Origin of the sequence: Maritimibacter sp., from assembly GCF_016774595.1 — a bacterium.
Taxonomy (GTDB): domain Bacteria; phylum Pseudomonadota; class Alphaproteobacteria; order Rhodobacterales; family Rhodobacteraceae; genus Maritimibacter; species Maritimibacter alkaliphilus.
The window spans coordinates 1,181,337-1,204,188 of sequence record NZ_JACBWT010000001.1 but is presented as its reverse complement, the minus strand read 5'-3'; the positions used below and the strand labels follow the sequence as shown (position 1 = coordinate 1,204,188).

Genomic DNA, 22,852 nt, shown 5'->3' with positions numbered 1-22,852 from the left:
TGAGCCCTTATGTCCCGCGTGGCTTCGCGCGCAGCGTCGGCGCGGCGTCCGCGGGGTTCTCGGGCCAGGGGTGTTTGGGGTAGCGCCCGCGCATGTCCTTGCGGACATCGGCATAGGTGTTGGCCCAGAACGCGGGCAGGTCGGTCGTGGTCTGAACCGGGCGCCCGGCAGGCGACAAGAGCGTGATGCGCAGGGGCGTTCGTCCGACGGTGGGGTGGTCGGTCACGCCGAACATCTCCTGCAAGCGGACTTCGATTTCAGGGGCCTCGCCGGAATAGTCGATGGGCACCTTGCGAGCCATCGGCGTGGTGAAATGCGAAGGCGCCGCGCGGTCGAGGCGCTGCATCTGGTCCCATGTCAACGTGGCGCGCAGCGCGTCGTGGATGTCGAAGGCCTTCCAGTCGCCCGTGCTCCGAACGCCCGAAATGTGCGGCAGCAGCCAGTCTTCCAACGAGGCCATCAGCCTGTCGTCGGACAGGTCCGGCAAGTCCGGGTCGCTCGCGCGCACCAGCGCCACGCGGGCGCGGAACCGTTCGGCGGCGGGGGAGGGGGAGAGGCCGAGCTGGCGCACCCCGTCGAGCATGGCGCGCGCCACCAGCTCAGGGTCCGCATCGGACCAGACCCGGTCGTTCAGGGCGATGGCGCCGAACCTCTCCTGCTCCCGCGCGATCACGCGGCCCTCGCGTCGGGACCATTCGCAGACCTGCTGCCACGCGATGCGCTCGCCGTGGATCGCCCGCAATTCGGCTTCGCTGATCGGGATCGCCTGCCGGATGCGGGCTTCGCGCGGATTACCGTCGGTGTCGGTCACGACGATCAGCCGCGTGCCGGCCAACGGGTCGGCCTCGTCCATCACCGCGCCCTTGCCGCCCGAAAGCACATAGCGCGGATCGGTGCCTTTCCGGCGCAACCCGACGCGGTCGGGATAGGCGAGCGCGACCATTTCCGCCGGGCTCATCTTCTGCTCATGGTCGGTGAGCCGGGACAGGCGTTTCGCTTCGGCCCGGATGCGCTCGACCGCTCCGCGATTGGCATTGTAGCGGCCGGGATCGCGCAACGCGGCAATCCGCAGCGCAAGGTCGCAAGATGCGCCACGGGGCAGGGGGTCACGGTCGGCCAGAAGCGCGGCGAGGTCGGCCGCGCCCCGTCCGGCGACGGCCAGCATATGTCCGAGACGGGGATGAAGCGGCAGCCGCGCCAGAGCCTTGCCGTGGTCCGTTATGTGCCCGCCGTGCAGCGCCCCAAGGTCGGTGAGAAGCGCGCGCGCCTCGTCCAGAACGCCGGGATTGGGCGGGGTCAGAAAAGCCAGTCCCTCACCATCTCCCGCGCCCCATAGGGCGAGTTCCAGCGCCAGCGGGGCGAGGTCCGCGACCTCGATCTCGGGGGGCGCGAAGGCAGGCAGCGCGCCCTCTTCGCCCTTGGTCCACATCCGGTAACAGGTGCCTTCCGCGACCCGGCCCGCGCGGCCCCGGCGCTGTTCGGCCTCGGCTTTGGATACCCGTTCGGTCACCAGCCGCGACATGCCGGAACCGGGATCGAACCGCGCCCGGCGCGCGCGGCCCGCATCGACCACGACGCGCACATCTTCGATGGTGAGCGAGGTTTCGGCGATAGCCGTGGCGAGCACCACTTTGCGCCCCTCGCGTGCAGGGCGGATCGCGGCGCGCTGGGCTTTCATCTCCATCGCCCCGAACAGCATGTGGACATGGCAGTGCGGCGGCAGCGACATGGCCGACGCGACGCGGCGGATCTCGCCCTCGCCGGGAAGAAAGACGAGCAGCCCGCCCTCGGTCTCGGACACGGCCCTTTCGGCCAGCCCGGCCACGGCGGTTTCGAACCGCACCTCCTTGCGGATCGGCGCGTCGAGCCACCGGGTTTCGACCGGAAACGCCCGCCCCTGCGATCGCAACACCGGAGCACCGTCCAGCAGGTCGGCCACGGGGTCGGCGTCCAGCGTGGCGGACATGACGATCAGCACAAGGTCTTCGCGCAGCGCCCCGCGCGCTTCCCATGCAAGCGCAAGGCCGAGATCGGCATTCAGCGAGCGTTCGTGGAATTCGTCGAAGATCAGCGCGCCGATCCCGGTCAATCCGGGGTCCGATTGCAGCATTCGTGTCAGAATACCCTCGGTCACGACCTCGATGCGGGTGGCCTTGCCGACCTTGGCCTCGCCCCGGATGCGATAGCCGACGGTGTCGCCCACCGCCTCGCCCAGCGTTTCGGCCATTCGCTCGGCCGCCGCCCGCGCGGCCAGACGACGCGGTTCCAGCATGACGATCCGGCCGGGGATTGCGTCCAGCAGGGCAAGCGGCACCCGTGTCGTCTTGCCCGCGCCGGGCGGGGCCATGAGAACCGCACGCCCCTCGGCCCGGATGGCCGACAGGAGGTCGGGGATCACGTCGTCGATAGGTAACGGTGTCATGGCTCGCTTATCGGCGAGGTGCCGGGGCGGGGCAAGTCAGCGTGGCGTGATGGTCACGTCGCCATAGACGGTCTGGGTCCGCACTTCGGTCAGCACATAGGCATCCCCCCGCGCGGTATAGGTCAAACGCAAATCGTGGCGGCGCTTTTCGAGCTCCTCGGCGCTGTAGCCCGCGACCCGCGTCATCGACCCGGTGCAGGTGATCGTGCTGGCGGTGCGGGCCACCTCGACCAGCGACAGGTCGTTGGTCCGCTCGCCGTCGAACAGCCTCCGGTCAAGCGCGCACCCGGCCTCACGCGGGCGGGGGGAGAGGGCATAGACCATCGCGGTGTTCGGATCCCACCGCCTGTCGCCGCTCGGAAAGGTGATCGCGGCGTTGGAGACGCGTTGCCCGGTGTCCATCCGTTCGCCGTAGCTGCGCGGGATCGGAAGGTGCCCGGACAGAAGCCCGCGCGACTGCATGATGAATTGGACCTTCTTCACGACGCCGGCCACGCCGGACGTGTGAAACTGCGACCGGAAATCGAAGCGGTCGGCGTCGCGGCTGTGGTCTACCGTCAGGGTGCCGATCGTGATCCCCCGCAGTTTGATCTGGAACTGGTCGGCTGCCGCGGCGGGCAGCGGTCCTGCGACAAGGGCGGCGAGGGCCAAAGCTCTCCAGTCCATGGCGTAGGCTCCTGAAAATAGGTTTCGGCAATGGGCGGTCAGAAACGTGTGGTCATAATGAGGGGGCAGGCCCATCTGGCAACCCCTGATCTTGCCCGGCTGGACATCGGCGGACGGGCGTTGCAAGACGGTCCAAACCGGAGGGCTTGGATGGACATCGACGATCTGGCGAAGCGGGTGATGGCCGGCGAACGGCGCGCGATGAGCCGCGCGATCACGCTTGTCGAAAGCGGCCGAGCCGATCACCGGGCGCAGGCCGTCGATCTGATCGAGGCGCTGAAAACCTCCGGCAACACGGCCTTGCGCATCGGTCTGTCCGGCACGCCGGGCGTCGGCAAATCCACCTTCATCGAAGCCTTCGGGATGTTCCTCTTGGACCGTGGTCTCAAGGTCGCCGTGCTTGCGGTCGACCCGTCCTCGACCCGGTCGGGCGGTTCCATTCTGGGCGACAAGACCCGGATGGAGCAGCTGTCGCGGCAGAAGGATGCGTTCATCCGGCCGTCGCCTTCGCAAAGCCATCTGGGCGGCGTCGCGCGGCGCACGCGTGAGGCGATCGCGATCTGCGAGGCGGCGGGTTTCGATGTCGTGCTGGTCGAGACGGTGGGCGTCGGCCAGTCCGAGACGATGGTCGCCGAGATGACCGACCTGTTCCTTCTGCTGCTCGCCCCGGCGGGCGGCGACGAGTTGCAGGGGGTCAAACGCGGGATCATGGAGATCGCCGACATCATCCTCGTCAACAAGGCGGACGGCGAGTTGAAATCGACGGCGACCCGGACCTGTGCCGACTATGCGGGCGCCTTGAAGCTCCTGCGCAAGCGGTCGCAGGACCCGGAAGGGTTTCCCAAGGCGATGACCGTGTCCGCCTATACGCAGGACGGTCTGCCGGCCGCGTGGGAGGCGATGGAAACCTTGTCGGACTGGCACAAGGAAGCCGGTCATTTCGACGCCCGCCGCGCCGAACAGGCCCGGCACTGGTTTCTCGAAGACCTGCGGGCCGGTCTGTTGGCGCAACTCGATCGCGACCCCAAGGTGAAGGCGATGGTTCAGCGGCTGGGACAGGACGTGGCCGAAGGCGCGATTTCCGCGACCGCCGCCGCCGATGAGGTGCTTGCCGCGATGCGCGGATGACCCGAAAAAGGTCGCGCCTGCGGCGCGGCATGGCAAGCGCGACCCCGCCTGCGGCAGGGTCACGCGGATGGGGGAGGCCAGCCTCCACGTCGCGCTGAAGCGCGACTCCCCTCCGAGGTATTTTTGGACCAGAGAAGAGCGATCCGGCAGTGCTCGGTCAGACAGGGGTGACAAAATGCGGTCGGCAGGCTATGACCGTGCCATCCCATGACGGAGGTCAAGATGCCAACAGACAGGTTCTACGTTCACGCCTAACGGCCCGGACCTGTCGGGCTGTGCGCAGCCCATTCGCATCTTTTCCAGCACAATTCAGACATTGCTGGCCCGTTTTCAGACCAAGAGTCCCCGTCATGTTTCGTTTTTTCGAGAGTCTCGTGAACCCCTTCGCCCCGTTCCGCGAAGACACGCCGCCCGGCCACTACTGGCCCTACATCAAGTCGCAACTCGGTAACTTCCGTCGCATCCTGCCGTTCATGGCGCTGACCGGGATGTTCGTCGCGATCACCGAAACCGCGATCATCGCCTATTCGGGCCGGGTCGTGGACCTGCTCGACACCGGGCAGGCCGGGTTCTGGGCCGCGCATGGGTGGGAACTGGCGCTCGCCGCGCTCTTCATCCTTTTGCTCCGTCCGCTCATAATCGGCCTCAACTCGCTGTTTCTTGAAAACGTGCTGGTGTCCAACATGCAGGATCAGGTGCGCTGGCGGGCGCACAAGCACCTGCTCGGCCAGTCCATGAGTTTCTTCCAGAACGATTTCGCCGGGCGGTTGTCGAACCGCGTGATGCAGCTTGGCCCGGCGGTCGAGGACAGTGTGTTCATGGCGTTCGAGGCGCTCTGGTTCTCGGCCACATACGTGATCGCGGCGGCGTTCATCGTGAGCCAGATGGACCCGGTCCTCGCCATTCCGCTGGTGCTCTGGGTCGTCGGGTTCGTGTGGTACACCCTGTTCATCTCGCAACGCGTGGGTGCGGCGAGCGAGAAGTGGTCGGATGCCCGAAGCCTCGTCACCGGGCGGATCGTGGACGCCTATGCCAATGTCGAGACGGTGAAACTGTTCGGTCAGGGCAATGCCGAGGAGGTCTATGTCGGCTCCGCCATGCGCCGCCACCGGGCACGGCTGCAACGCTTCCTGAGGCTCATGACCGAGATGGCGGTGGGGCAGAACCTGCTGAACGGCCTGCTCATCGCCGGAATGCTCGGCCCCGCCGTGTGGCTTTGGTCAATCGGACGGGTCACGGTCGGCGACGTGGCGGCGGCTTCCGCGCTGACGCTGCGCCTCAACGGCATGTCCGGCTGGCTCATGTGGGTGGCGATCCGGATGTTCGAACATGCGGGCGTGATCCGCGAGGGGCTGCGCTCGATCTCGGTCGATCACGCCGTGGTGGATGCGCCGGGCGCGCCCGCCCTCGTGGTGCATAAGGGGGCGATCCGTTTCGACGACCTGTCGCATCACTACGGCAAGGGGCAGGGCGGGCTGGATCACGTTACGCTCGACATTCCCGCCGGGCAGAAGGTGGGGCTTGTTGGCCGGTCGGGCGCGGGCAAATCCTCGCTCGTGAACCTCCTTCTGCGGTTTCGCGATGCCGAGGGCGGTCGCATCCTGATCGACGGTCAGGACGTAGGCCAAGTGACGCAGGACAGCCTGCGCCGGTCCATCGGCATGGTGACGCAGGACTCGTCGCTTTTGCATCGGTCGGTCCGGGCCAACATCCTTTACGGCAGGCCCGATGCGACCGAGGCGCAGATGGTCGAAGCCGCGCGGCGGGCCGAGGCGGATGGGTTCATCCGCACGCTCGCCGACCCCAAGGGGCGCACCGGCTACAACGCGCAGGTGGGCGAGCGGGGCGTGAAGCTTTCGGGCGGACAACGCCAGCGGATCGCCATCGCGCGGGTCATGTTGAAGGACGCGCCCATTCTGGTGCTGGACGAGGCGACGAGCGCCTTGGACAGCGAGGTCGAGGCCGCCATACAGGAAACGCTCTACGGGATGATGGAGGGCAAGACGGTGATCGCCATCGCGCACCGGCTGTCGACCATCGCGGCGATGGACCGGATCGTGGTGATGGACGAAGGGCGGATCGCCGAGGACGGGACGCATGAGGAACTGCTCGCGCTGGGCGGCACCTATGCCGGTCTCTGGGCGCGCCAGTCGGGCGGCTTCCTCGGCGGATAACGCGGGGGTGACTTGGCCGCCGCACGCCGAGGGCTTAGGTAGAACCGGTGAAGATCGCGAACCTCATAGACCCGTTCCGCCCGGCGGACGGCCCGCCGCCCGGCACGTTCATCGCCTTCGTGCGCTGGACGCTGAAGGGCGCGTGGCCGGTCCTGTGGCTCGCGGCCTTCGTTTCGGTACTCGCGGGCCTGTCGGAAACCGGCACCGCCTGGGTGCTTGGCAAGGTCATCGACGGCGTCGTGGAAAGCGGGCGGGAGAACTTTTTCTCGGCCCGCAACCTTGGCCTTTTCGCGCTTACGCTGGGCTTTTTCATGGTTCTGCGGCCTGTGATCTTCGCCATTTCGAACCTCATGACGCAGGTGGTGGTCACGCCCGCCATCGCGCCGCTGGTCATCATGCGGCTGCATCGCTGGATGCTCGGCCAGTCGGTCGATTTCTTCGACAACGACTTCGCCGGGCGGCTGGCGCAGAAGCAGGCGCAGACCTCGAACGCGATGACGAACTTCGTGACCGAGGCGATCAACGTGGTCGCCTTCGCGCTCGCCTCGCTCGTCGGGGCCTTTGCGCTGATCGTGTCCATCGACCTTTGGCTCGCGCCGATCTTCATCCTGTGGTTCGTGGCCTATGCCGGGGTGATCCGGTATTTCATCCCGAAGGTGCGCAAGCGCGCCAAGGCGCGGGCCGGGGCGCGGGCGGTGGTCACGGGGCGCGTGGTCGACACGATCACCAACATCCGCACGGTGAAGCTTTTCGCCAATGCCGGGCATGAGGACGGATCGGCGCTCGACGCGGTCAAGACGTTCCGCGACACGGTCATTCACTTCGGCCAACTCTCGGCCACCTTCCGGCTGGTCCTGATGACACTCGCGGGCACCTTGCCGGTGATGCTCGTCGGGGGCACGCTCGTCGCGTGGCAGGGCGGCACGGCGACCGAGGGCGATATCGTCGCCGCCGGGACGATTTCGGTCCGGCTCGCGCAGATGACCGGGTGGGTCAGCTTCGCGCTCATGGGGCTTTACCGCGACATAGGCGAGATCGAGGACGGGATGCGCACGCTCACGCCCGACAAGCAATTGCGCGATGCGCCGGGGTCGACGGACCTTGCGATCAGCGAGGGCGAGATCCGGTTCGAGGGTGTGGATTTTGCCTATGGCCGGTTGAAGGGTGGCGTGCAGAACATCGACCTGACGATCAGGTCCGGCGAAAAGCTGGCCATCGTCGGCCCGTCGGGTGCGGGCAAGTCGACGATGGTGTCGCTCCTCCTCAGACTCTACGACCCCGAGGCGGGGCGCATCACCATCGACGGTCAGGACATCCGCACGGTGACGCAGGACAGCCTGCGCCGAGCCATCGGGATGGTCACGCAGGACACGGCGATGTTCAATCGCTCGGCTTGGGACAACATTCTTTACGGTCGTCCCGAAGCGGATGAAGAGGCGGTGATCCGCGCCGCCGAACGGGCCGAGGCGCATGACTTCGTGACCGATCTCGTAGACGCGGATGGGCGCGAAGGGTATGACGCGCATCTGGGCGAGCGCGGGGTGAAGCTGTCGGGCGGCCAGCGCCAGCGCATCGCCATCGCGCGCGCGATCCTCAAGAACGCGCCCATTCTGGTGCTGGACGAGGCGACTTCGGCGCTCGACAGCGCGGTCGAGGCGGCCATTCAGGAAACGCTCTACGACGTCATGTCCGACAAGACGGTGATCGCGATTGCACACCGCCTTTCGACCATCGCCCACATGGACCGGATTGTCGTGCTGGACGAGGGCCACATCGTCGAGCAGGGCAGCCATGCCGAGCTGCTCGCACAGGGCGGGATTTATGCCGATCTCTGGGCGCGCCAGTCCGGCGGGTTTCTGGGCGAGGCGGCAGCCGAATAGGTCAGTCGCCGACCGGGCGCATCCAGATTGCGAGGGTCGCGACCGCGCACAGCGTCAGCAACGTGACCACGGCAAAGCCGATGGATTGCCATTCGGTGAAGGCGGACAGCAGAAAGGCGAGCGCCGCGGTCGAGCCGGTGTTGGCCAGCATCCAGATCGACATGACGCGGCCGCGCAGTTCATCCTCGAGCCGCGCCTGCACGCCGATCTGCAAAGATACGCCGACATAGGTCGACGCGAATCCGATCGCCGCGGCTGGCGGGAGCGCCCAGTTGAAGCTCGGCGCGAAGGCGGTGCCGAGGATACCCGCGAAGCCGACCCAGATCAGAGCGAACCGCAAGAGGCGGTGCCGCACCAGCCGGTTTCCCGCGACGACCTGAAAGACCGCCGCGATCAAAGCGCCGCCACCGACGCACGAGGTCAGCAGCCCCAGCCCGGCGGCGCCGCGTTCGAAGACGCCATCCGCCAGAACCGCCATGATCTCGGGAAAGCCGCGCAGAATGCCGAGCGAAGCGACGGCGAGTAGGATCGACCGCCGGATCGGCCAGCGTTGCCAGACGACGCGGAATCCTTCGCTCAGATCGTCGATCATCCGGCCATGCCCGGAATGATCGCCTTCGCGCGGGATCAGCGTCGGCGCGATCACCACGTTCGGGATCGTCATGACCAGCGCGAGGCACGCGGCCGGCAACGTGCCGAATTCGGCGATCAGCATCCCGCCGAGCGCCGGGGCGAGGAGCCGCCCGATGTTGAAGTTCAACGCCGAGAGCGCGACCACCGACCCGATCGCGGGCCGCTCCACAAGGCGCGGTCCCAGCGACTGGCGCACCGGGTGGTAGCACGACATGACGGTGCCGAAGGTCAGCGAGACGAAGAAGAGCGCCGGGGCGGTCAGGACGTCGAGCAGCATCAGGGTTATCAGAAGCGCGGGCGCCCCCATCATCGCGAAGGCCACGCGCCGGAAGGCGAGCCGCGTGGACATGCGGTCGATGACCGCGCCGAAGAACGGGCCGAAGATCGCGACGGGAAGGAGCGTGGTCGCCGCGATCACGCCCACGAAGGTCGCGGAATGGGTCAGATCCCACGCAAGCCATGACATCAGGATGCGACTGACCCATCCACCGTTCGTGCCCGACACCGCGCCCACATAGAACCGCCGGAACTGCGGATAGGACAGGGCGCGTTCGCTTGCCTCCGGGATGTCGGGAATGTCGGTCATGGGGCGGTTAGACGCCAAACCTGTGCCTTGTGCAAGCATTTGCGCCTGACAGCCATGTGGGGGTCGGCAGGCAAGTTTCCGCGCGCGGTCGCGGGTCGTTTCCCGTGGAATCCGGGCGGTTCCGACGGCCCACAAGCAAACCTCCGCCGAATGTCCCGGATGCGTTGGAACGTATCGCGGGTCCGAGCCGTTGTCGCACCACGCTCAAGGGCGATCACGCCCGAAAAGAGAAGGAGAATGAGATGTTTAAGAAAACTCTGCTGCTTGGGTCCGCTGCGGCCCTGACCCTTGGTGCCGGCGCGGCCTATGCCGCCGAAGGGACCGCCTCGGCTGCGACCGACCTGAACATGCGCGTCGGCCCCGGCCCGAACTATTCCATCGTCGACGTGATCCCCGCCGAAGGCATGGTCGACCTGAACGGCTGCGTGCCCGGCGGTGGCTGGTGCGAAGTGACGTTCGAAGGCACGACCGGCTGGGCCTATTCGCCCTACCTGACGGTTGAAGAGACCCCGGTCGCCGAGATGCAGAACGTCACCGTCATCGAGTATGAAGAAGACAACAACGCGGGCGAAGCGGCCTTCGTGACCGGCGCGGCGGGTGCTGCGGTCGGCGCGACGCTGGGCGGCCCGGTCGGCGCCGTTATCGGCGGCATCGTCGGTTCCGCGACCGGCGGCACGGCGGCCTCGCTCGAGCAGGAGGTCGTGACCTACGTGCAGGCGAACCCGGTCCAGCCGGTGATCCTCGAAGGCGAGCCGGTGGTCGGCGTGACCGTTCCGCAGGAAGTGCAGACCTACGAGGTTCCGGAGTACCAGTATTCCTACCTCAACGTGAACGGCGACACCGTGATCGTCGACAACGAGAGCCGTCAGATCGTGCGCGTCGTGCGCTAACGACCTGAACAGGTTCGGACGACCCTTTGAGCGGCTCCCGCCAGAACGGCGGTGAGCCGCTCATCACGTCCATATGATGTGTCCGTTCATTGATTGGGAACAATATAGGCTTAGTTGCGTTGTCGGGGTAACCGAAAGGACAGTGACATGACCGCCAGTATCCATTACCTCCGCCCGTATCACGAGGCCCGTCTGGACGATATTCCGCTGCTCTGGACCCTGCCTGAAGGTGACCCCACCGGCATCGTGATCCACATCCCCGACTTCGGACAGCGCAAGGAAGAGACCACGGGTCTGCTCGAGCTTTTCAATCGGCAGGGTCTGATCGCGGTGACGCTGGACCTGCAACGTCACGGCGCACGCCGGGATGGCCATTCGCTCGAAGCCGAGGTGGCGAACGATTACACCCGTGTGCTCTGGACGCTTCTCGGCGAAACCATCCTCGACATCCCGACCGTCGCGACATGGGCGCGCCGCCGTTTCGGCGACCTGCCGCTTTCGCTCTCGGGCTTCGGCCTTGGGGGCGATGTGGCGCTGGGGGCCGCGCGCATGGTCAGCCGGGTCAAGGACGTGACCGTGGTGGGCGCCTCGCCCGACTGGACCTGTCCGCTCGACGGGTTCGACAAGATGACGGGCGCTGCCGACACCCGTGCTGGCGTGTTCCGTCAGATGCTGGAACCGATGACCCACGCGGCCGATTACGTCGGCCAGCGCATCCACTTCCTGCGCCTGCGCGGTTCGGACCGCTCCGCTGCCATCGACCAGTTCAAGTCGCAGATCCTCGATCTGTCGACCGGAGAGGGCGGCGAAATCGTCACCACAACGCTCGCCGCCCGCGACGGTGTCGATTTCGCCGACCCGACCGTCTGGTGGCCTCACATGGGGGCCGTCGCCGCCTGACATCGGAACCCGGCCTTCCGCTGCCGCGTTCATACGGCACCCGGAAGGAGGCTTGAGATGAGCATTACGGTCGGCGACACGGTGAAATGGCCCTGGGGCAACGGGACCGCCAAAGGCACGGTGCGCAAACGCTATACCCAGAAGGTCACCCGCAAGATCAAGGGGTCCAAGATCACGCGGGACGGGTCCGACGACAACCCGGCGCTGGTCATCAAGCAGGACGACGGAGACGAAGTGCTCAAGCTCGCTTCCGAAGTGAAGTCGGCGTGACATGGTTCCTGCGGGCCTGATCTACTACCCTGACAATCGCCCGGGCATCACCCGGATGCGGCACGGGCGGGGCTTTACCTACAAAGGAGCGGATGGCACGACCATCGCGCGCGGGCCCGAACGCGCCCGGCTGGAAGCCATGGCGATCCCGCCGGCCTATGAGCGTGTCTGGATGACCCCGAAGGACAACGGACATCTTCTCGCCACCGGATATGACGCCCGTGCGCGAAAGCAATATCGGTATCACCCGGACTGGTCCGAGGCGCGGTCGCAGACCAAGTACAGCGAACTCGCCGCGTTCGGGCGGCTTCTGCCGACGATCCGGCGCCGGGTGGCGCGCGACCTGAACGAAGAGCCGGGGGAGCGGGAATTCGCGCTGGCCGCCACGCTGGCGCTGATCGACAAGCTGGCGCTGCGGGTCGGCAACCCGACTTATGCCGAAGAGAACGGCTCTTACGGCGCGGTGACCCTGACCCGGCGCCACCTGCGGCTGAAGGACGGCGAGATGCAGATCGCCTTCACCGCGAAGGGTGGCAAGCGGGCCAGACGCCGGGTCACCGACAAGCGGTTGATGAAGGCGCTGGCACAGGCGCGCGATCTTCCCGGCGCGGAACTGATCACCTGGGTCGATGACGACGGCACGCCGCATGGGGTCACGTCGCAGGGGCTGAACGCCTATCTCGCCGAAGCTGCCGGAAGGGACGGTGTCACCGCCAAGGTCTTTCGCACCTGGACCGGCACCCTTGCCGCGTTCCGCACCGTGCTTGACGGTGAGGGGCATACGATCAAGGCCTTGTGCGATGCTGCGGCGGACAGGCTTCAGAATACACCCGCGATCGCGCGCAAGAGCTATATCCACCCGGCAGTCATCGAGCTTGCGGGGGTGGAACGACCCAAGCTGCCGAAACCCGACCGACTGCCGGGACTGGTGGCGGGCGAGGGGGCGTTGCTCGCGTTTCTGGATCGCCAGTGATAGGGCCTGCCCGGTTGGCGCGTCGGCCAGCGGGGATATGGCGACAAACCCCTGTTTTTCGGGAGGCGACTCACTTGACGCACCCGGAAAAACCGCCTAAAGCCCGCGGACGGAATTCAGGGCGCTGCGCGTGCGGCGCCCGTTTGTATTGACTGGCAAGTCTGGAAAACGGCGAAAACGCCCCGGAAACTGCCCGATAGATGAGGATGAACCCATGTCGCGCGTCTGCGAACTGACTGGCAAAGGCCCCGCAACGGGCAACAATGTCAGCCACGCCAACAACAAGACCAAGCGTCGGTTTCTGCCGAACCTGAACGACGTGTCGCTGGTCTCCGAGACCCTCGGTCGCCCGATCAAGTTCCGCATCTCGGCCTCGGCCCTGCGGACCGTCGACCACCGCGGTGGTCTGGACAAGTTCCTTGCCAAAGCCAAGGACGCGGAACTGTCGGCGAAGGCGCTGAAGGTCAAGAAAGAGATCGCGAAGGCTCAGGCCAGCGCCTGATCGCTTCCTGACGGATTTTGGAAACGGCCCTGCCAGAGCGGCGGGGCCGTTTTTCTTTGTGGGTGCTGCCGAAAGGTGCGCGCCAAGGCGCGCGCAGGGTTTGCGCCGCCTCGCGTTCCGCGAGTCGTCGCGATGGGGGAGGCCAGCCTCCCCCGAGTGCGTTTTCGCGAAAACGCCCTCCACCCCTCCGAGGTTTTCGGAAACGAAGAAGATCAGGGGCGGGTGCCCTGTGCGAGTTTCGTCATGCCCGGGATGAGGGGGCCGACGGCGACATCCGTGAACCCGGCGGTTTCGATCGCTTTCGCGAGCCAGTCGTCGTCGAGCGAGCGGGCCTCGGGCGTGAAGGCCGTGTGCTGGAGTTGCCAGAGCGCGGTGTTTTTCGGCCCCGACAGGTCGGCGTCGACCACGAAGTCATGGATCAGCAGGCGCCCGCCCGGCGCGAGGTGGGCGAAGGCCTTTGCGATCAGACCCTCGTGCGCGTGATCGGGCACGCCCGAAAACAGGTAGGACATGAGGATCGCGTCCTGCCCATCGGGCCAGTCGCCCTCAAGCGCGTTGCCGTGGCGGTAGGTCACACGGTCCGACAGCCCCGCGTCGGCCACATAGGCTTCGCCCAGGGCGGCGACGTTGGGGAAGTCGATGACCGTCGCCGTGAGGTCGGGGTTCGCCTTGCACAGCGTGATCGCGAAGGCCCCCGTGCCGCCGCCCAAGTCGAGCAGGGTGCGGACCCCGGACAGGTCGACGCGCTTGGCGAGGCCGCGCGCCGGGCCCAGGGATCCGGCGTGCTGGCTTTCGGAATAGAGCCGCGCCTCTTCGGGGTCGGAGAACCACTTGTCGTAGCTGTCGGTCGCATCCTCGGCCATGTCGCCGGACAGGGCATCGTCGATCTGGTCCATCAACGGATACATCTGCTGACCCACCTGCCGTTCGAGGTAGTCGGAGAAGTCGTATTTCGCCCCTTTCACCAGAAAGGCGGCGGCGGCGGGGGAATTGGCGAAGGTGCCGTCATCGTCGACCGTCGTCAGGTCGAGGCTGGTGAGCGCGGTCATGAGCGTGCGGCACCGCTCGGTCGGCAATCCGACCCGTTGGGCCAGCGTGCCCGCGTCCAACGGACCCGCGGCGAGCGTCGTGAAGATGTCGAACTTGATCGCGGCGAACAGGGCCTTGGACCCCATGTAGGCGAACGCGATATCTGAAATGTCTTCGGCTTCGGTCAGGCCGGCCATCTGTCTCCCCTCATGTTGGTGTAGGGGCAGCCTAGGCCGGTTCCGGCCCAAGACCAACCCGATACCTGCGACGTCATGGGACTTGCCGCCCGCTTTCGCCCGCGCTACCTCGACAGGCGATGAAACGGCTCGTTGCCATAGTTCTAAGCACGCTCATTGCGTTTTCCGGCGTGGTTCTCGCCGGGGCCAAGGGCGTGCCGGCGGTACACGGCACGGACATCGTCATCTGTTCCGGCGTGAACGTGACCACGATCACCATCGGGCCGGACGGCGAGCCGGTCGAAAAGGTCGAGGTCTGTCCGGAAGGTCACACGATCTTCGGCGCCGTCTTCGCCGTGCCGGACATGCCCACGCCGTTGGCACGGCTGGTCGCGACGGTCGCCCCGGTCGAGCCGGAAGGGCGCCTGTCGCGCGATGAACTCAGCCCCTCGGCACGGGGGCCTCCTGCGGCGGTCTGAACCCAAACCTTAGACACCCTTTCAGGAGACAGCAATGAAACGCATCCTTCTTGGCGCGCTGACCGCCGCCACCTTCGCTCTGCCCGCCACTGCCGGCAGCGAGATCACCATCACCGACGCCTATGCCCGTGCCGCCGGCGCCTCTGCCATGGCGGGGGCCGCGTTCTTCGTCATCGAGAACACCGGCAACGAGGACGACCGCCTGATCGACGCGCGTTCGGACATCGCCGCCAAGGTCGAGCTTCACACCCATATCGAGGGTGAAGGCGGCGTCATGCAGATGCGGCAGGTGGAAGACGGTTTCCCGGTCGCGGCCGGGTCCAGCCACGTGCTTCAGCGCGGCAGCGACCACGTCATGTTCATGGGGCTGAAAGCACCGATGGAACAGGACGCCACCGTCACGGTCACCCTCGTGTTCGAGAAAGCCGGAGAGATCGAGGTGGACATCCCCGTCGACCTCGAGCGGCAGCCGAACATGGGCGGCATGAACCACGGATCCATGGGGTCGAACTAGCGCCCCAGCACCTCGTCGACCCATAGGGGCACCACCTGCGATGCCGGGCCATAGCGCCCGGCGTCGAACAGGCCGCGCGCGTCCGTGGGTTCGAGATTGAGTTCGAGCGTCGCGGCGCCGTTCTGTTTCGCCTCGGTGACGAAGCCTGCCGCCGGATAGACGTTGCCCGATGTGCCGATGGCGACGAACAGGTCCACCTCGGCCATCGCGTCGTAGATCCGTTCCATGTGGTAGGGCATTTCACCGAACCAGACCACGTCGGGCCGCGTTGCCTTGGTCCCACAGGCGGGGCAGGGATCGTCGACCGACATCTCGTCCGGCGCGTCCCACCGATGGTCGCAGGCCGCACACAGGGCGCGCGCCAATTCGCCGTGCATGTGGATCACCCGGGTCGCGCCGCCGCGCTCATGCAGGTCGTCGACGTTCTGGGTGACGAGGATGACGTCTTCGCGCGCCGAGACGAGTTGGCCGAGCGCGACATGCGCCGCATTCGGCGCGGCCCCCCGGCAGTTGGCGCGGCGGGCGTTGTAGAACGTCTGGACGCGTTTCGGATTGCGCGCGAACCCTTCGGGCGTCGCGACTTCGTTCAGGTCGTACTTCGTCCAGAGCCCGTCCATGTCGCGAAACGTGCCAAGACCGCTTTCCGCCGAAATACCCGCGCCTGTGAGGATGAGGATCGTCATGGGGCGAGACTAGGCCGCTTGACCGGGCGCAGTCCACCAGCAAGGATCGTGACAAAACGGGGAGGGATATCCGATGAAAGCACCGTGGCATTTGTGGGTCGTGGGCGTGCTGTCGCTTTTGTGGAACGCGGGCGGCGCCTATGACTGGGTGATGGCTCATTTCGCGGCGGACAGCTACATGGGCATGATGACCGAGGAACAGCGCGCGTGGTATTCCGCCTTCCCGCTCTGGGCCGAGATCTTCTGGGCGCTGGGCGTCTGGGGCGCTGTGATCGGGTCGATCCTTTTGCTTCTGCGGTCCGGTTTCGCGCAACTGGCCTTCGTCCTGTCGCTGATCGGGCTGTTGGGCAATACGCTCCACTCGCTCACCAGCATGGGCAACGCGCTGGTCGACATGATGGGGCCGGGGTCGATGGCCTTTACGGCTGCGATCATTATCGTGGCGCTTCTGTTGTGGTTCTACGCCCGCGCGATGGCGCGAAAGCGCGTGCTCCGCTAATCCCTTGTCCCGGCCCCGACGGGGCGTGACCTTTCAATTTCCGTGCCGGGCCGCGACGTTCGGAGCGAGGAGGATTCATGCAGATCGCAAGGCTCGCGGATATCCGCGTCCACTATGACGACAGGGGGCCCAAGGACGGCCCGACCGTGTTGTTCGCCAATTCGCTGGGCACGGATTTCCGGCTTTGGGATCGGGTGGTCGCGCGGCTGCCGGACCATCTGCGCCTGATCCGCTACGACAAGCGGGGTCACGGGCTGACGACCGCGCCGGACGGTCCTTATTTCATGGGTGACCTCGTGCAGGATGCCGGGCGGTTGCTCGACCATCTGGAGGTGCGCGACGTGGTGGTCGTGGGCCTGTCCATCGGCGGTTTCATCGCGCAGGGGCTGGCGGCCGAACGGCTCGACCTGATCCGCGCGATGGTGCTGTCGAACACGGCCGCCAAGATCGGCACCACGGCGATGTGGGAGGAGCGGGTGGCGACGGTCCGTCGAGACGGGGTCGAGGCGCTGGCGGACGCGACGATGGAGCGGTGGTTCGCCCGGAAGTTCCGCGACAGCGACCCGGACACGGTCGAGGCTTTCCGCAACATGATGGTGCGCCAGCCGCTCGAAGGTTACGCGGGCTGCGCCGCCGCCATCGGCGAAAGCGATCTTTACGAGTCCACCGCGCGGCTCAAACTGCCGACACTTGGGATTGCCGGGTCCGAGGACGGGTCTACGCCGCCCGATCTGGTGCGCGAGACGACCGAACTGGTCGCGGGGTCCAGATTCCACCTCATACGCGGGTCCGGGCATCTGCCCTGCGTCGACAACCCGGACGAATACGCCCGAGTGCTCACCACATTCCTCACCGAGATAGGACATATCTGATGGCGCATTTTCTGCTTGTTCATGGCTCGAACCACGGGGCTTGGTGCTGGCGCGACGTGGTGCCGGAACTCGAGGCGCTTGGGCACACAGCCACCGCGCTCGACCTGCCGTCGCATGGTGCTGACAAGACTCCCATCGCGGATGTCACGCTGGATGGGTATGCCGACAAGATCCTCGCCGCGCTCGACGGTCCGACCATCCTCGTCGGCCATTCGGCGGGCGGCTACGCGATCACGCAGGCCGCCGAACGCGATCCGACCAACGTGGCGGGCCTCGTCTTTCTGACCGCCTATGTGCCGCAGCCGGGCAAGAGCCTTGTCGACATGCTGGGCGAGGCGCCCGAGCAGCCGATGAAAGGCGCGTTCGACATGGCGCCCGACAAGAAGAGCTTTCGGTTCAAGCCGGAATTCCTGACCCGCGCGCTCTACGGCGACTGTCCCGATGGCACCTATGACTACGCGATGGCGCATATCGGGTGGCAGCCGCTTTCGACCCAGACCGTGCCCGCCACTCTGACCGGGGCCTCTGACGCCGTGCCGCGGCGCTATATCTTCTGCACCGAGGATCGCGCCATACCGCTCGCCCATCAGAAACAGATGGCGGCCGGGTTCAGCGCGGACGAGACCTTCGACCTCGCCACCGGGCATTCCCCGTTCTTTTCGGCCCCCGGAGCCTTGGCCGACATCCTCGACCGGATCGCGAACGCCACGTAAGTCAGTTCGCACTTGCCTTGCCGGGCGAACCGGATCAAAAGCATTTGCGAAACGGCGTTTCATTTTCGGGAGGGCAGCATGGACAACATCAAGGCCGCGGTCTGCCGCGAACACGGCAAGCCGCTCGTGATCGAGGAGATCACCATCCGCCCCCCCGAAGCCGACGAGATCGAGGTCGAGGTTCACGCGGTCGCGATCTGCCAGTCCGACATTTCCTTTGCCGAAGGCGGGTTCGGCGGTCCGGTCCCGGCCGTCTACGGCCATGAAGCATCGGGGAAGGTCACACGGGTCGGGGCGAACGTGCGCGGTTTGGCCGAGGGCGACACGGTCGTCGTCACGCTCATCCGCGCCTGCGGCCATTGCCCATCGTGCCAGACCGCGCGACCTGTGACCTGCGAAACGCCGTATGACTCGCTTACCGAAGGGCCGCTCAAGACCGCTTCGGGCGATCCGATCTATCAGGGGCTGGAAACCGGGGCGTTCGCGGAAAAGGTCGTCGTTCTGGCGTCACAGGCGGCCAAGATCCCCGACAGCGTGCCGATGGACAGCGCGGCCCTACTGGCCTGCGGGGTCATCACGGGGCTTGGGTCCGTGGTCAACGTGGCGAAGGTGCGCCCCGGACAGAACGTGGTGGTGATCGGCGCGGGCGGCGTGGGTCTCAACGCCATTCAGGGCGCCCGGATCGCGGGCGCGGCGCGGATCATCGCGGTCGACATGACCGAGGACAAGCTCGCCATGGCCAAGGAGTTCGGCGCGACACATGGCGTTCTCGGCACCGAGGAAAAGCCGTGGTCTGCGGTCAAAAAATTGACGGGCGGACGTGGGGCGGACGCGGTCTTCGTCACCGTGGGTGTCGCGCCGGTCTATGATGTTGCGCCCCGCTACCTCGCCCCGGGCGGCGAGGTCATCATGGTCGGGCTGCCGCACGCGACCGAGAAGGCGAAGTATTCGCCGCTCGGCATGGGCAACGCCAGCCAGGGCATTCAGGGCACGATGATGGGCGACACCGTGATCCGCCGCGACATCCCGTGGATGGTCGATCTGTATGAGCAGGGGCGGCTGAAACTGGACGAGTTGATCTCGAACCGCTTTTCGCTCGACCAGATCAACGAGGCGATCGCGAGCACCAAGTCGGGCAGCGCCAAGCGCAATGTGATCGTGCTGAAGTAAGGTCTGTTCCGGCGCTGCTCTTCTTTCAGGGTGACGCTGTGCCAAGCGAGATTGTGCGCTGTTCCCGACCGCTCCCGGGGCTGCCCCTCCATGCGACGGCGCATCCCTCCGGTGGTAAAAGACACGATGAATGCCTGCGGGACGCACCGCCCGCAAACCGCGCCGATGCAGCCGCGATCAGCGTCGCGCACATAATAGGGGTGCGGGCGAAATCGACTTTCGAGGCCAGACGAATCTTGCCGACCGGGAAAGGCACGATAAAACAGGGGGATGAGACAAATAGACTTTGGTTCGCCCGAAAATCACGTTAGGCACGTTTGCGATGATCGCGTTTGACACACTCACCCCTTTGGCGCTTGTAGGATTTCTGGGTGTCGTGCTCTACGTCGGCGCCTACGCCATGCTCGCCTTCGGGGCCATTCGCGGAAACGGCTACGTCTATCCGGCTTTGAATCTGGTCGCGAGCCTTCTGGTCCTCGCCGGTCTCGCGGACGCCTTCAACTGGCCCGCGGCTGCGCTTCAGATCGGCTGGGCGGCGATTTCGGTCTTCGGCATCGTGCGTATCTACCTTCAGAACTCCCGGCTCAACTTTTCCGAGGAAGAGCAGACGCTCATCGCCTACGGGCTGCCCCGGATGTCGAAGCCGACCGCACGCAATCTGCTCAATCGGGGTGTCTGGGTGAATGCCGAGCCGGGCACGATCCTGACGGCCGAGGGCGAATGCGTGACGCATCTGCACTTCATGCTGCACGGGTCGGCAGCGGTGAAATCGGGCGGGGCCGAGATCGCCGAGATCAAGCGCGGTTTCGTGGGCGAGATGAACGTGATGGAAGCGGCGCCCGCCTCGGCCACGGTCACGGTCGCCGAGCCGTCGCGCATCTTCACCGTTTCGGGCACCACGCTGCGGTCTCTGGCCGAAAGCGATGCGGATTTCGCGTCGAGCCTGTCCGTTCATCTGGCGCGCTCGACCAAGGAAAAGCTGATCGAAGCGAACCGCAAGCTGTCTGCGCCGGCCAGAACCCCGGACCATGTCGACTGACGTTCAAGGCAGGGTGCCGCTACCAAGACGCGCACTCGCCGGTGTCGTCATGGGTTTCGACAATCTGGGCCGTTGCGTCGCGCTGGCGAGCCTTGTGTTCACCGGCAGTCTGGTGGCCGGTGCGCCGCTGTCCATCGTCCTGTTTCTTCTAAGCGGGATCGTCGGGACCGGAACGCTTCTGCTCAACCGTTACTTCGTCGGGCCCGCGTTCTCGAACGTGCAGAATACAACCGTCGCGATCCTGCTGCCTGCGGTCGTGATGGTCGGCGCGTTCGACATGCCCGACGAGGCGAGGATCGTCACGGTTTTCACCCTTCTCGGGGTGACCGCCGTTCTCGCCGGGATCGCCATGCTCGTGATCGCGACGATGGGGTGGAGCCGGTATGTCCAGCTTATCCCGTTCCCGGTTTCATCCGGCTATCTGGCTGCGACCGGGGCGCTTCTGATCGTGTCGGCGCTGCGCATGGTCTGCCCGCCCGACCTGTGCATGTCGGGCGTGACCGGACCGATTTCGCCCGCCGAGGCATGGCTCGTCGCGCTCACGCTCGTGACCGCCGCGATCTTCTTCCTCGCGATCCGTATATGGCCGAACTACGGGCTGGTGGGGGCGCTGTTCACCGTGCTCGCGGGGTTCTACATTGCGTTGAGCGTGCTGGGCATCGGCATCGACGAGGCGCGGGGCGTCGGGCTGTTGCCTGCCATCGACCCGTCCCGCGTGCCGCTCGACCTGCACCCCGACATGATCCGCGCGGTGCGCTTCGACCTCATTCTCGACGCCGCGCCCGTCATCGTCGCCGCCGTCATCGTCAGCCTGTTTTCCGCGATGCTCAACATCACCGGGGTCGAACTGGTCCTGCGTCGCGACATGAACACCGTGCGCGAGCTCAAGCGCGAAGGTGCGATCAACATCGCGACGGGTCTGCTTGGAAGCACGGTGAATTTCCTCAGCTCCTCCAACACCACCGCCGCGCTTTTGCTGGGCGGGCAGGGGCGCGTGACGGGTGCCGTCACCATTGCGGTTCTCGCCCTCGGCATGGTGTTCGCGCGTCCGATCCTCGCCTTCGTGCCGCCCTTCCTGACCGCCGGGCTGCTGGTCTTTTTCGGCGTGTCGATCTTCAACCGTTGGTGGCTGGGCACGCGCGCCCAGCATTCGCTTGCCGAGTGGCTGCTGGCCGGGGCGATCGTCCTCGCCTCGGTCACGATCGGGATGCCCGCCGCCGTCGTTCTGGGCCTGACCGCGGCGTCGGTGATCTTCGTGATCTCATATGCCCGTCTTCCGGTGGTGCGCGCCGTGTCCGACCTGACCGTGACGCGCTCCACCGTGGATCGCGGGCGCAAACAGGCGAAGTATCTCAAGAAACACGGCCACGAGGTCGGGGTCGTCGCCTTGCAGGGGTTCCTGTTCTTCGGCTCCATCGAACGGCTGATTTCCCGTGTCCGCGACCTGATGGACAGTCAGGTGGATCTGACGACCGTGATCCTCGATTGCAGCCGGGTCAGCCGTATGGATGCCTCCTCCATGGCCGCGCTCGAAAAGCTGGACATCCTTGCCCAGAGCCGTGGCGTGAAGGTCGTTCTGGCGGAACTGAACGCCGACACGGTGCGCGAGGTGACGCGCAGCGGCGTGATCGGCCCCGACAGCAACCTGTCGTTCGCCAAGACCACCGATATGGCGCTCGAGGCGGCCGAGGATGCGCTGATCGCCCGGATGAAGCCCGCCGACGCGCAAGATGACGCTTTGTCGTCGCTCGTCTCGTTGCTGGGCGACGCCGGGGCGGCGGAGCGCCTGTTCGCCCAGATGGAGCGCGAGGTGGTTGCCGAAGGCACGCGGATCGTCACGCAGGGCGAGACGTCGGGCGATGTCTACCTGTTGGAAAGCGGGGCGCTTTCAGTGTCGATCCGCACCTCGGACGGCCACAGCATCCGGGTTCTGAAACAAAGGCCCGGCGCCATCGTGGGCGAGATCGCGGCCTATGCGGGCATCCCGCGCACGGCCGATGTCATTGCCGACGTGGATTCGGTCGTTTACCGTCTGAGCGAGAAAAAGGTGCGGGAGTTGCAGGACACGGCTCCGACACTGGCGGCCCATTGGCACAAGGCCATGGCGGCGGGGCTGGCGGAAAAACTCGACCGCACGAACAAGATACTGGGGCAAAGGGCATCATGACACCGGCTTTCGTTCTGCTCATCCTGCTGCTCTTGCAGTTCAAGCATCTGCTGGCGGACTATGTCTGGCAGAACGGCTGGATGATCGCGAACAAGGGCAATTACGGCCATCCCGGCGGGCTGGCGCATGCGGGTCTTCATGCGCTCTTGACCGTGATCGTGCTGGGCGTGACCGGCTTCGCGCTGTGGCCGATCCTGATCCTCGGCCTTCTGGAATTCGCGATCCACTATCACATCGACTTCGCCAAGGACCGGATCACGCGGGTGCGCAAGCCGGACCCGAAGAAGCGCGAATACTGGGTGTTTCACGGCATAGACCAGTTCTGCCATCAGGTGACGCTCGTCGGAGTCGTCGCCGCGCTCTTGTGGTTTGGCTGACACAGACGGGGCGGGCCTGACCGGGAGTCGAAAGCAGGTTTGCACCCAACGGGCAAATCCATATTCTTTCACGAGTATTTGCAAATTTGAGATTCTGCCGCATGGAAGTC

General features: G+C 66.0%; 22 protein-coding genes. 17 read left to right on the top strand and 5 right to left on the bottom strand.

Going from position 1 to position 22,852, the window contains the following annotated elements:
• Positions 1-7 precede the first annotated feature (7 nt).
• Positions 8-2,422, bottom strand: a complete 2,415-nt coding sequence (gene hrpB, locus HOY44_RS06060; RefSeq protein ID WP_287433656.1) for an ATP-dependent helicase HrpB — start codon at positions 2,420-2,422, stop codon at positions 8-10.
• A gap of 36 nt (positions 2,423-2,458) precedes the next feature.
• Positions 2,459-3,088 carry a DUF3108 domain-containing protein gene (locus HOY44_RS06055; RefSeq protein ID WP_083783417.1) on the bottom strand — a complete coding sequence of 210 codons (630 nt, stop codon included), beginning with the start codon at positions 3,086-3,088 and terminating at the stop codon, positions 2,459-2,461.
• Between the two features lie 150 nt (positions 3,089-3,238).
• On the opposite strand from HOY44_RS06055, the gene meaB reads away from it, so the two are divergent.
• From meaB to HOY44_RS06040, 3 genes are all read left to right on the top strand, one after another.
• Positions 3,239-4,216, top strand: coding sequence for a methylmalonyl Co-A mutase-associated GTPase MeaB (gene meaB, locus HOY44_RS06050; RefSeq protein WP_287433653.1), 978 nt, complete (start codon positions 3,239-3,241; stop codon positions 4,214-4,216).
• 350 nt (positions 4,217-4,566) lie between these two features.
• Positions 4,567-6,390, top strand: a complete 1,824-nt coding sequence (locus HOY44_RS06045; protein ID WP_287433651.1) for an ABC transporter ATP-binding protein — start codon at positions 4,567-4,569, stop codon at positions 6,388-6,390.
• 47 nt (positions 6,391-6,437) lie between these two features.
• Positions 6,438-8,270, top strand: coding sequence for an ABC transporter ATP-binding protein (locus tag HOY44_RS06040; protein WP_287433650.1), 1,833 nt, complete (start codon positions 6,438-6,440; stop codon positions 8,268-8,270).
• A gap of 1 nt (position 8,271) precedes the next feature.
• Here the strand turns inward: HOY44_RS06040 and HOY44_RS06035 are convergent, their stop codons facing one another.
• Positions 8,272-9,489, bottom strand: a complete 1,218-nt coding sequence (locus HOY44_RS06035; protein ID WP_287433648.1) for an MFS transporter — start codon at positions 9,487-9,489, stop codon at positions 8,272-8,274.
• A 242-nt stretch (positions 9,490-9,731) separates the two neighbouring features.
• Between HOY44_RS06035 and HOY44_RS06030 the strand changes: the two genes are divergently transcribed.
• From HOY44_RS06030 to rpmB, 5 genes are all read left to right on the top strand, one after another.
• Positions 9,732-10,379 (top strand): DUF1236 domain-containing protein, encoded by a 648-nt coding sequence (locus HOY44_RS06030; protein WP_040885162.1) that lies wholly within the window; start codon positions 9,732-9,734, stop codon positions 10,377-10,379.
• Positions 10,380-10,526: 147 nt separating this feature from the next.
• Entirely contained in the window at positions 10,527-11,279 is a 753-nt protein-coding gene (locus HOY44_RS06025; RefSeq protein WP_008334130.1) for an alpha/beta hydrolase, read from the top strand.
• A 57-nt stretch (positions 11,280-11,336) separates the two neighbouring features.
• Complete coding sequence (locus HOY44_RS06020; RefSeq protein WP_008334131.1) at positions 11,337-11,549, top strand: hypervirulence associated TUDOR domain-containing protein; 213 nt, start codon at positions 11,337-11,339, stop codon at positions 11,547-11,549.
• A 1-nt stretch (position 11,550) separates the two neighbouring features.
• Complete coding sequence (locus HOY44_RS06015) at positions 11,551-12,522, top strand: DNA topoisomerase IB (protein WP_287433646.1); 972 nt, start codon at positions 11,551-11,553, stop codon at positions 12,520-12,522.
• Positions 12,523-12,736: 214 nt separating this feature from the next.
• Positions 12,737-13,024 (top strand): 50S ribosomal protein L28, encoded by a 288-nt coding sequence (gene rpmB, locus HOY44_RS06010; protein WP_008334140.1) that lies wholly within the window; start codon positions 12,737-12,739, stop codon positions 13,022-13,024.
• 212 nt (positions 13,025-13,236) lie between these two features.
• Here the strand turns inward: rpmB and HOY44_RS06005 are convergent, their stop codons facing one another.
• Positions 13,237-14,250, bottom strand: a complete 1,014-nt coding sequence (locus HOY44_RS06005; RefSeq protein ID WP_287433644.1) for a class I SAM-dependent methyltransferase — start codon at positions 14,248-14,250, stop codon at positions 13,237-13,239.
• 119 nt (positions 14,251-14,369) lie between these two features.
• Between HOY44_RS06005 and HOY44_RS06000 the strand changes: the two genes are divergently transcribed.
• Positions 14,370-14,708 carry a hypothetical protein gene (locus HOY44_RS06000; RefSeq protein ID WP_287433642.1) on the top strand — a complete coding sequence of 113 codons (339 nt, stop codon included), beginning with the start codon at positions 14,370-14,372 and terminating at the stop codon, positions 14,706-14,708.
• Positions 14,709-14,742: 34 nt separating this feature from the next.
• Positions 14,743-15,222, top strand: a complete 480-nt coding sequence (locus HOY44_RS05995; RefSeq protein WP_287433639.1) for a copper chaperone PCu(A)C — start codon at positions 14,743-14,745, stop codon at positions 15,220-15,222.
• On the opposite strand, the gene HOY44_RS05990 is transcribed toward HOY44_RS05995, so the two are convergent.
• The gene (locus HOY44_RS05990) at positions 15,219-15,905 is read right to left on the bottom strand and encodes an NAD-dependent deacylase (RefSeq protein ID WP_287433637.1); all 687 of its coding nucleotides are present in this window, start codon (positions 15,903-15,905) and stop codon (positions 15,219-15,221) included. The two genes, HOY44_RS05995 and HOY44_RS05990, sit on opposite strands and share 4 nt — an antisense overlap.
• Positions 15,906-15,978: 73 nt before the next feature.
• On the opposite strand from HOY44_RS05990, the gene HOY44_RS05985 reads away from it, so the two are divergent.
• From HOY44_RS05985 to HOY44_RS05955, 7 genes are all read left to right on the top strand, one after another.
• Positions 15,979-16,404 carry a hypothetical protein gene (locus HOY44_RS05985; RefSeq protein ID WP_287433635.1) on the top strand — a complete coding sequence of 142 codons (426 nt, stop codon included), beginning with the start codon at positions 15,979-15,981 and terminating at the stop codon, positions 16,402-16,404.
• Between the two features lie 77 nt (positions 16,405-16,481).
• A complete protein-coding gene (pcaD, locus tag HOY44_RS05980; protein ID WP_287433633.1) occupies positions 16,482-17,276 on the top strand; it encodes a 3-oxoadipate enol-lactonase in 795 nt (264 codons plus the stop codon).
• Complete coding sequence (locus tag HOY44_RS05975; RefSeq protein ID WP_287433632.1) at positions 17,276-17,989, top strand: alpha/beta fold hydrolase; 714 nt, start codon at positions 17,276-17,278, stop codon at positions 17,987-17,989. The genes pcaD and HOY44_RS05975 overlap by 1 nt, the downstream gene beginning before the upstream one ends.
• Positions 17,990-18,067: 78 nt before the next feature.
• The gene (locus tag HOY44_RS05970; protein ID WP_287433631.1) at positions 18,068-19,159 is read left to right on the top strand and encodes a Zn-dependent alcohol dehydrogenase; all 1,092 of its coding nucleotides are present in this window, start codon (positions 18,068-18,070) and stop codon (positions 19,157-19,159) included.
• 322 nt (positions 19,160-19,481) lie between these two features.
• Complete coding sequence (locus HOY44_RS05965; protein ID WP_287433630.1) at positions 19,482-20,198, top strand: Crp/Fnr family transcriptional regulator; 717 nt, start codon at positions 19,482-19,484, stop codon at positions 20,196-20,198.
• On the top strand, positions 20,188-22,365 hold the full coding sequence (locus HOY44_RS05960; protein WP_287433629.1) for a cyclic nucleotide-binding domain-containing protein: 2,178 nt from the start codon (positions 20,188-20,190) through the stop codon (positions 22,363-22,365). Before HOY44_RS05965 ends, HOY44_RS05960 begins: the two co-directional genes overlap by 11 nt.
• A complete protein-coding gene (locus HOY44_RS05955) occupies positions 22,362-22,742 on the top strand; it encodes a DUF3307 domain-containing protein (RefSeq protein WP_287433627.1) in 381 nt (126 codons plus the stop codon). The genes HOY44_RS05960 and HOY44_RS05955 overlap by 4 nt, the downstream gene beginning before the upstream one ends.
• Positions 22,743-22,852 lie beyond the last annotated feature (110 nt).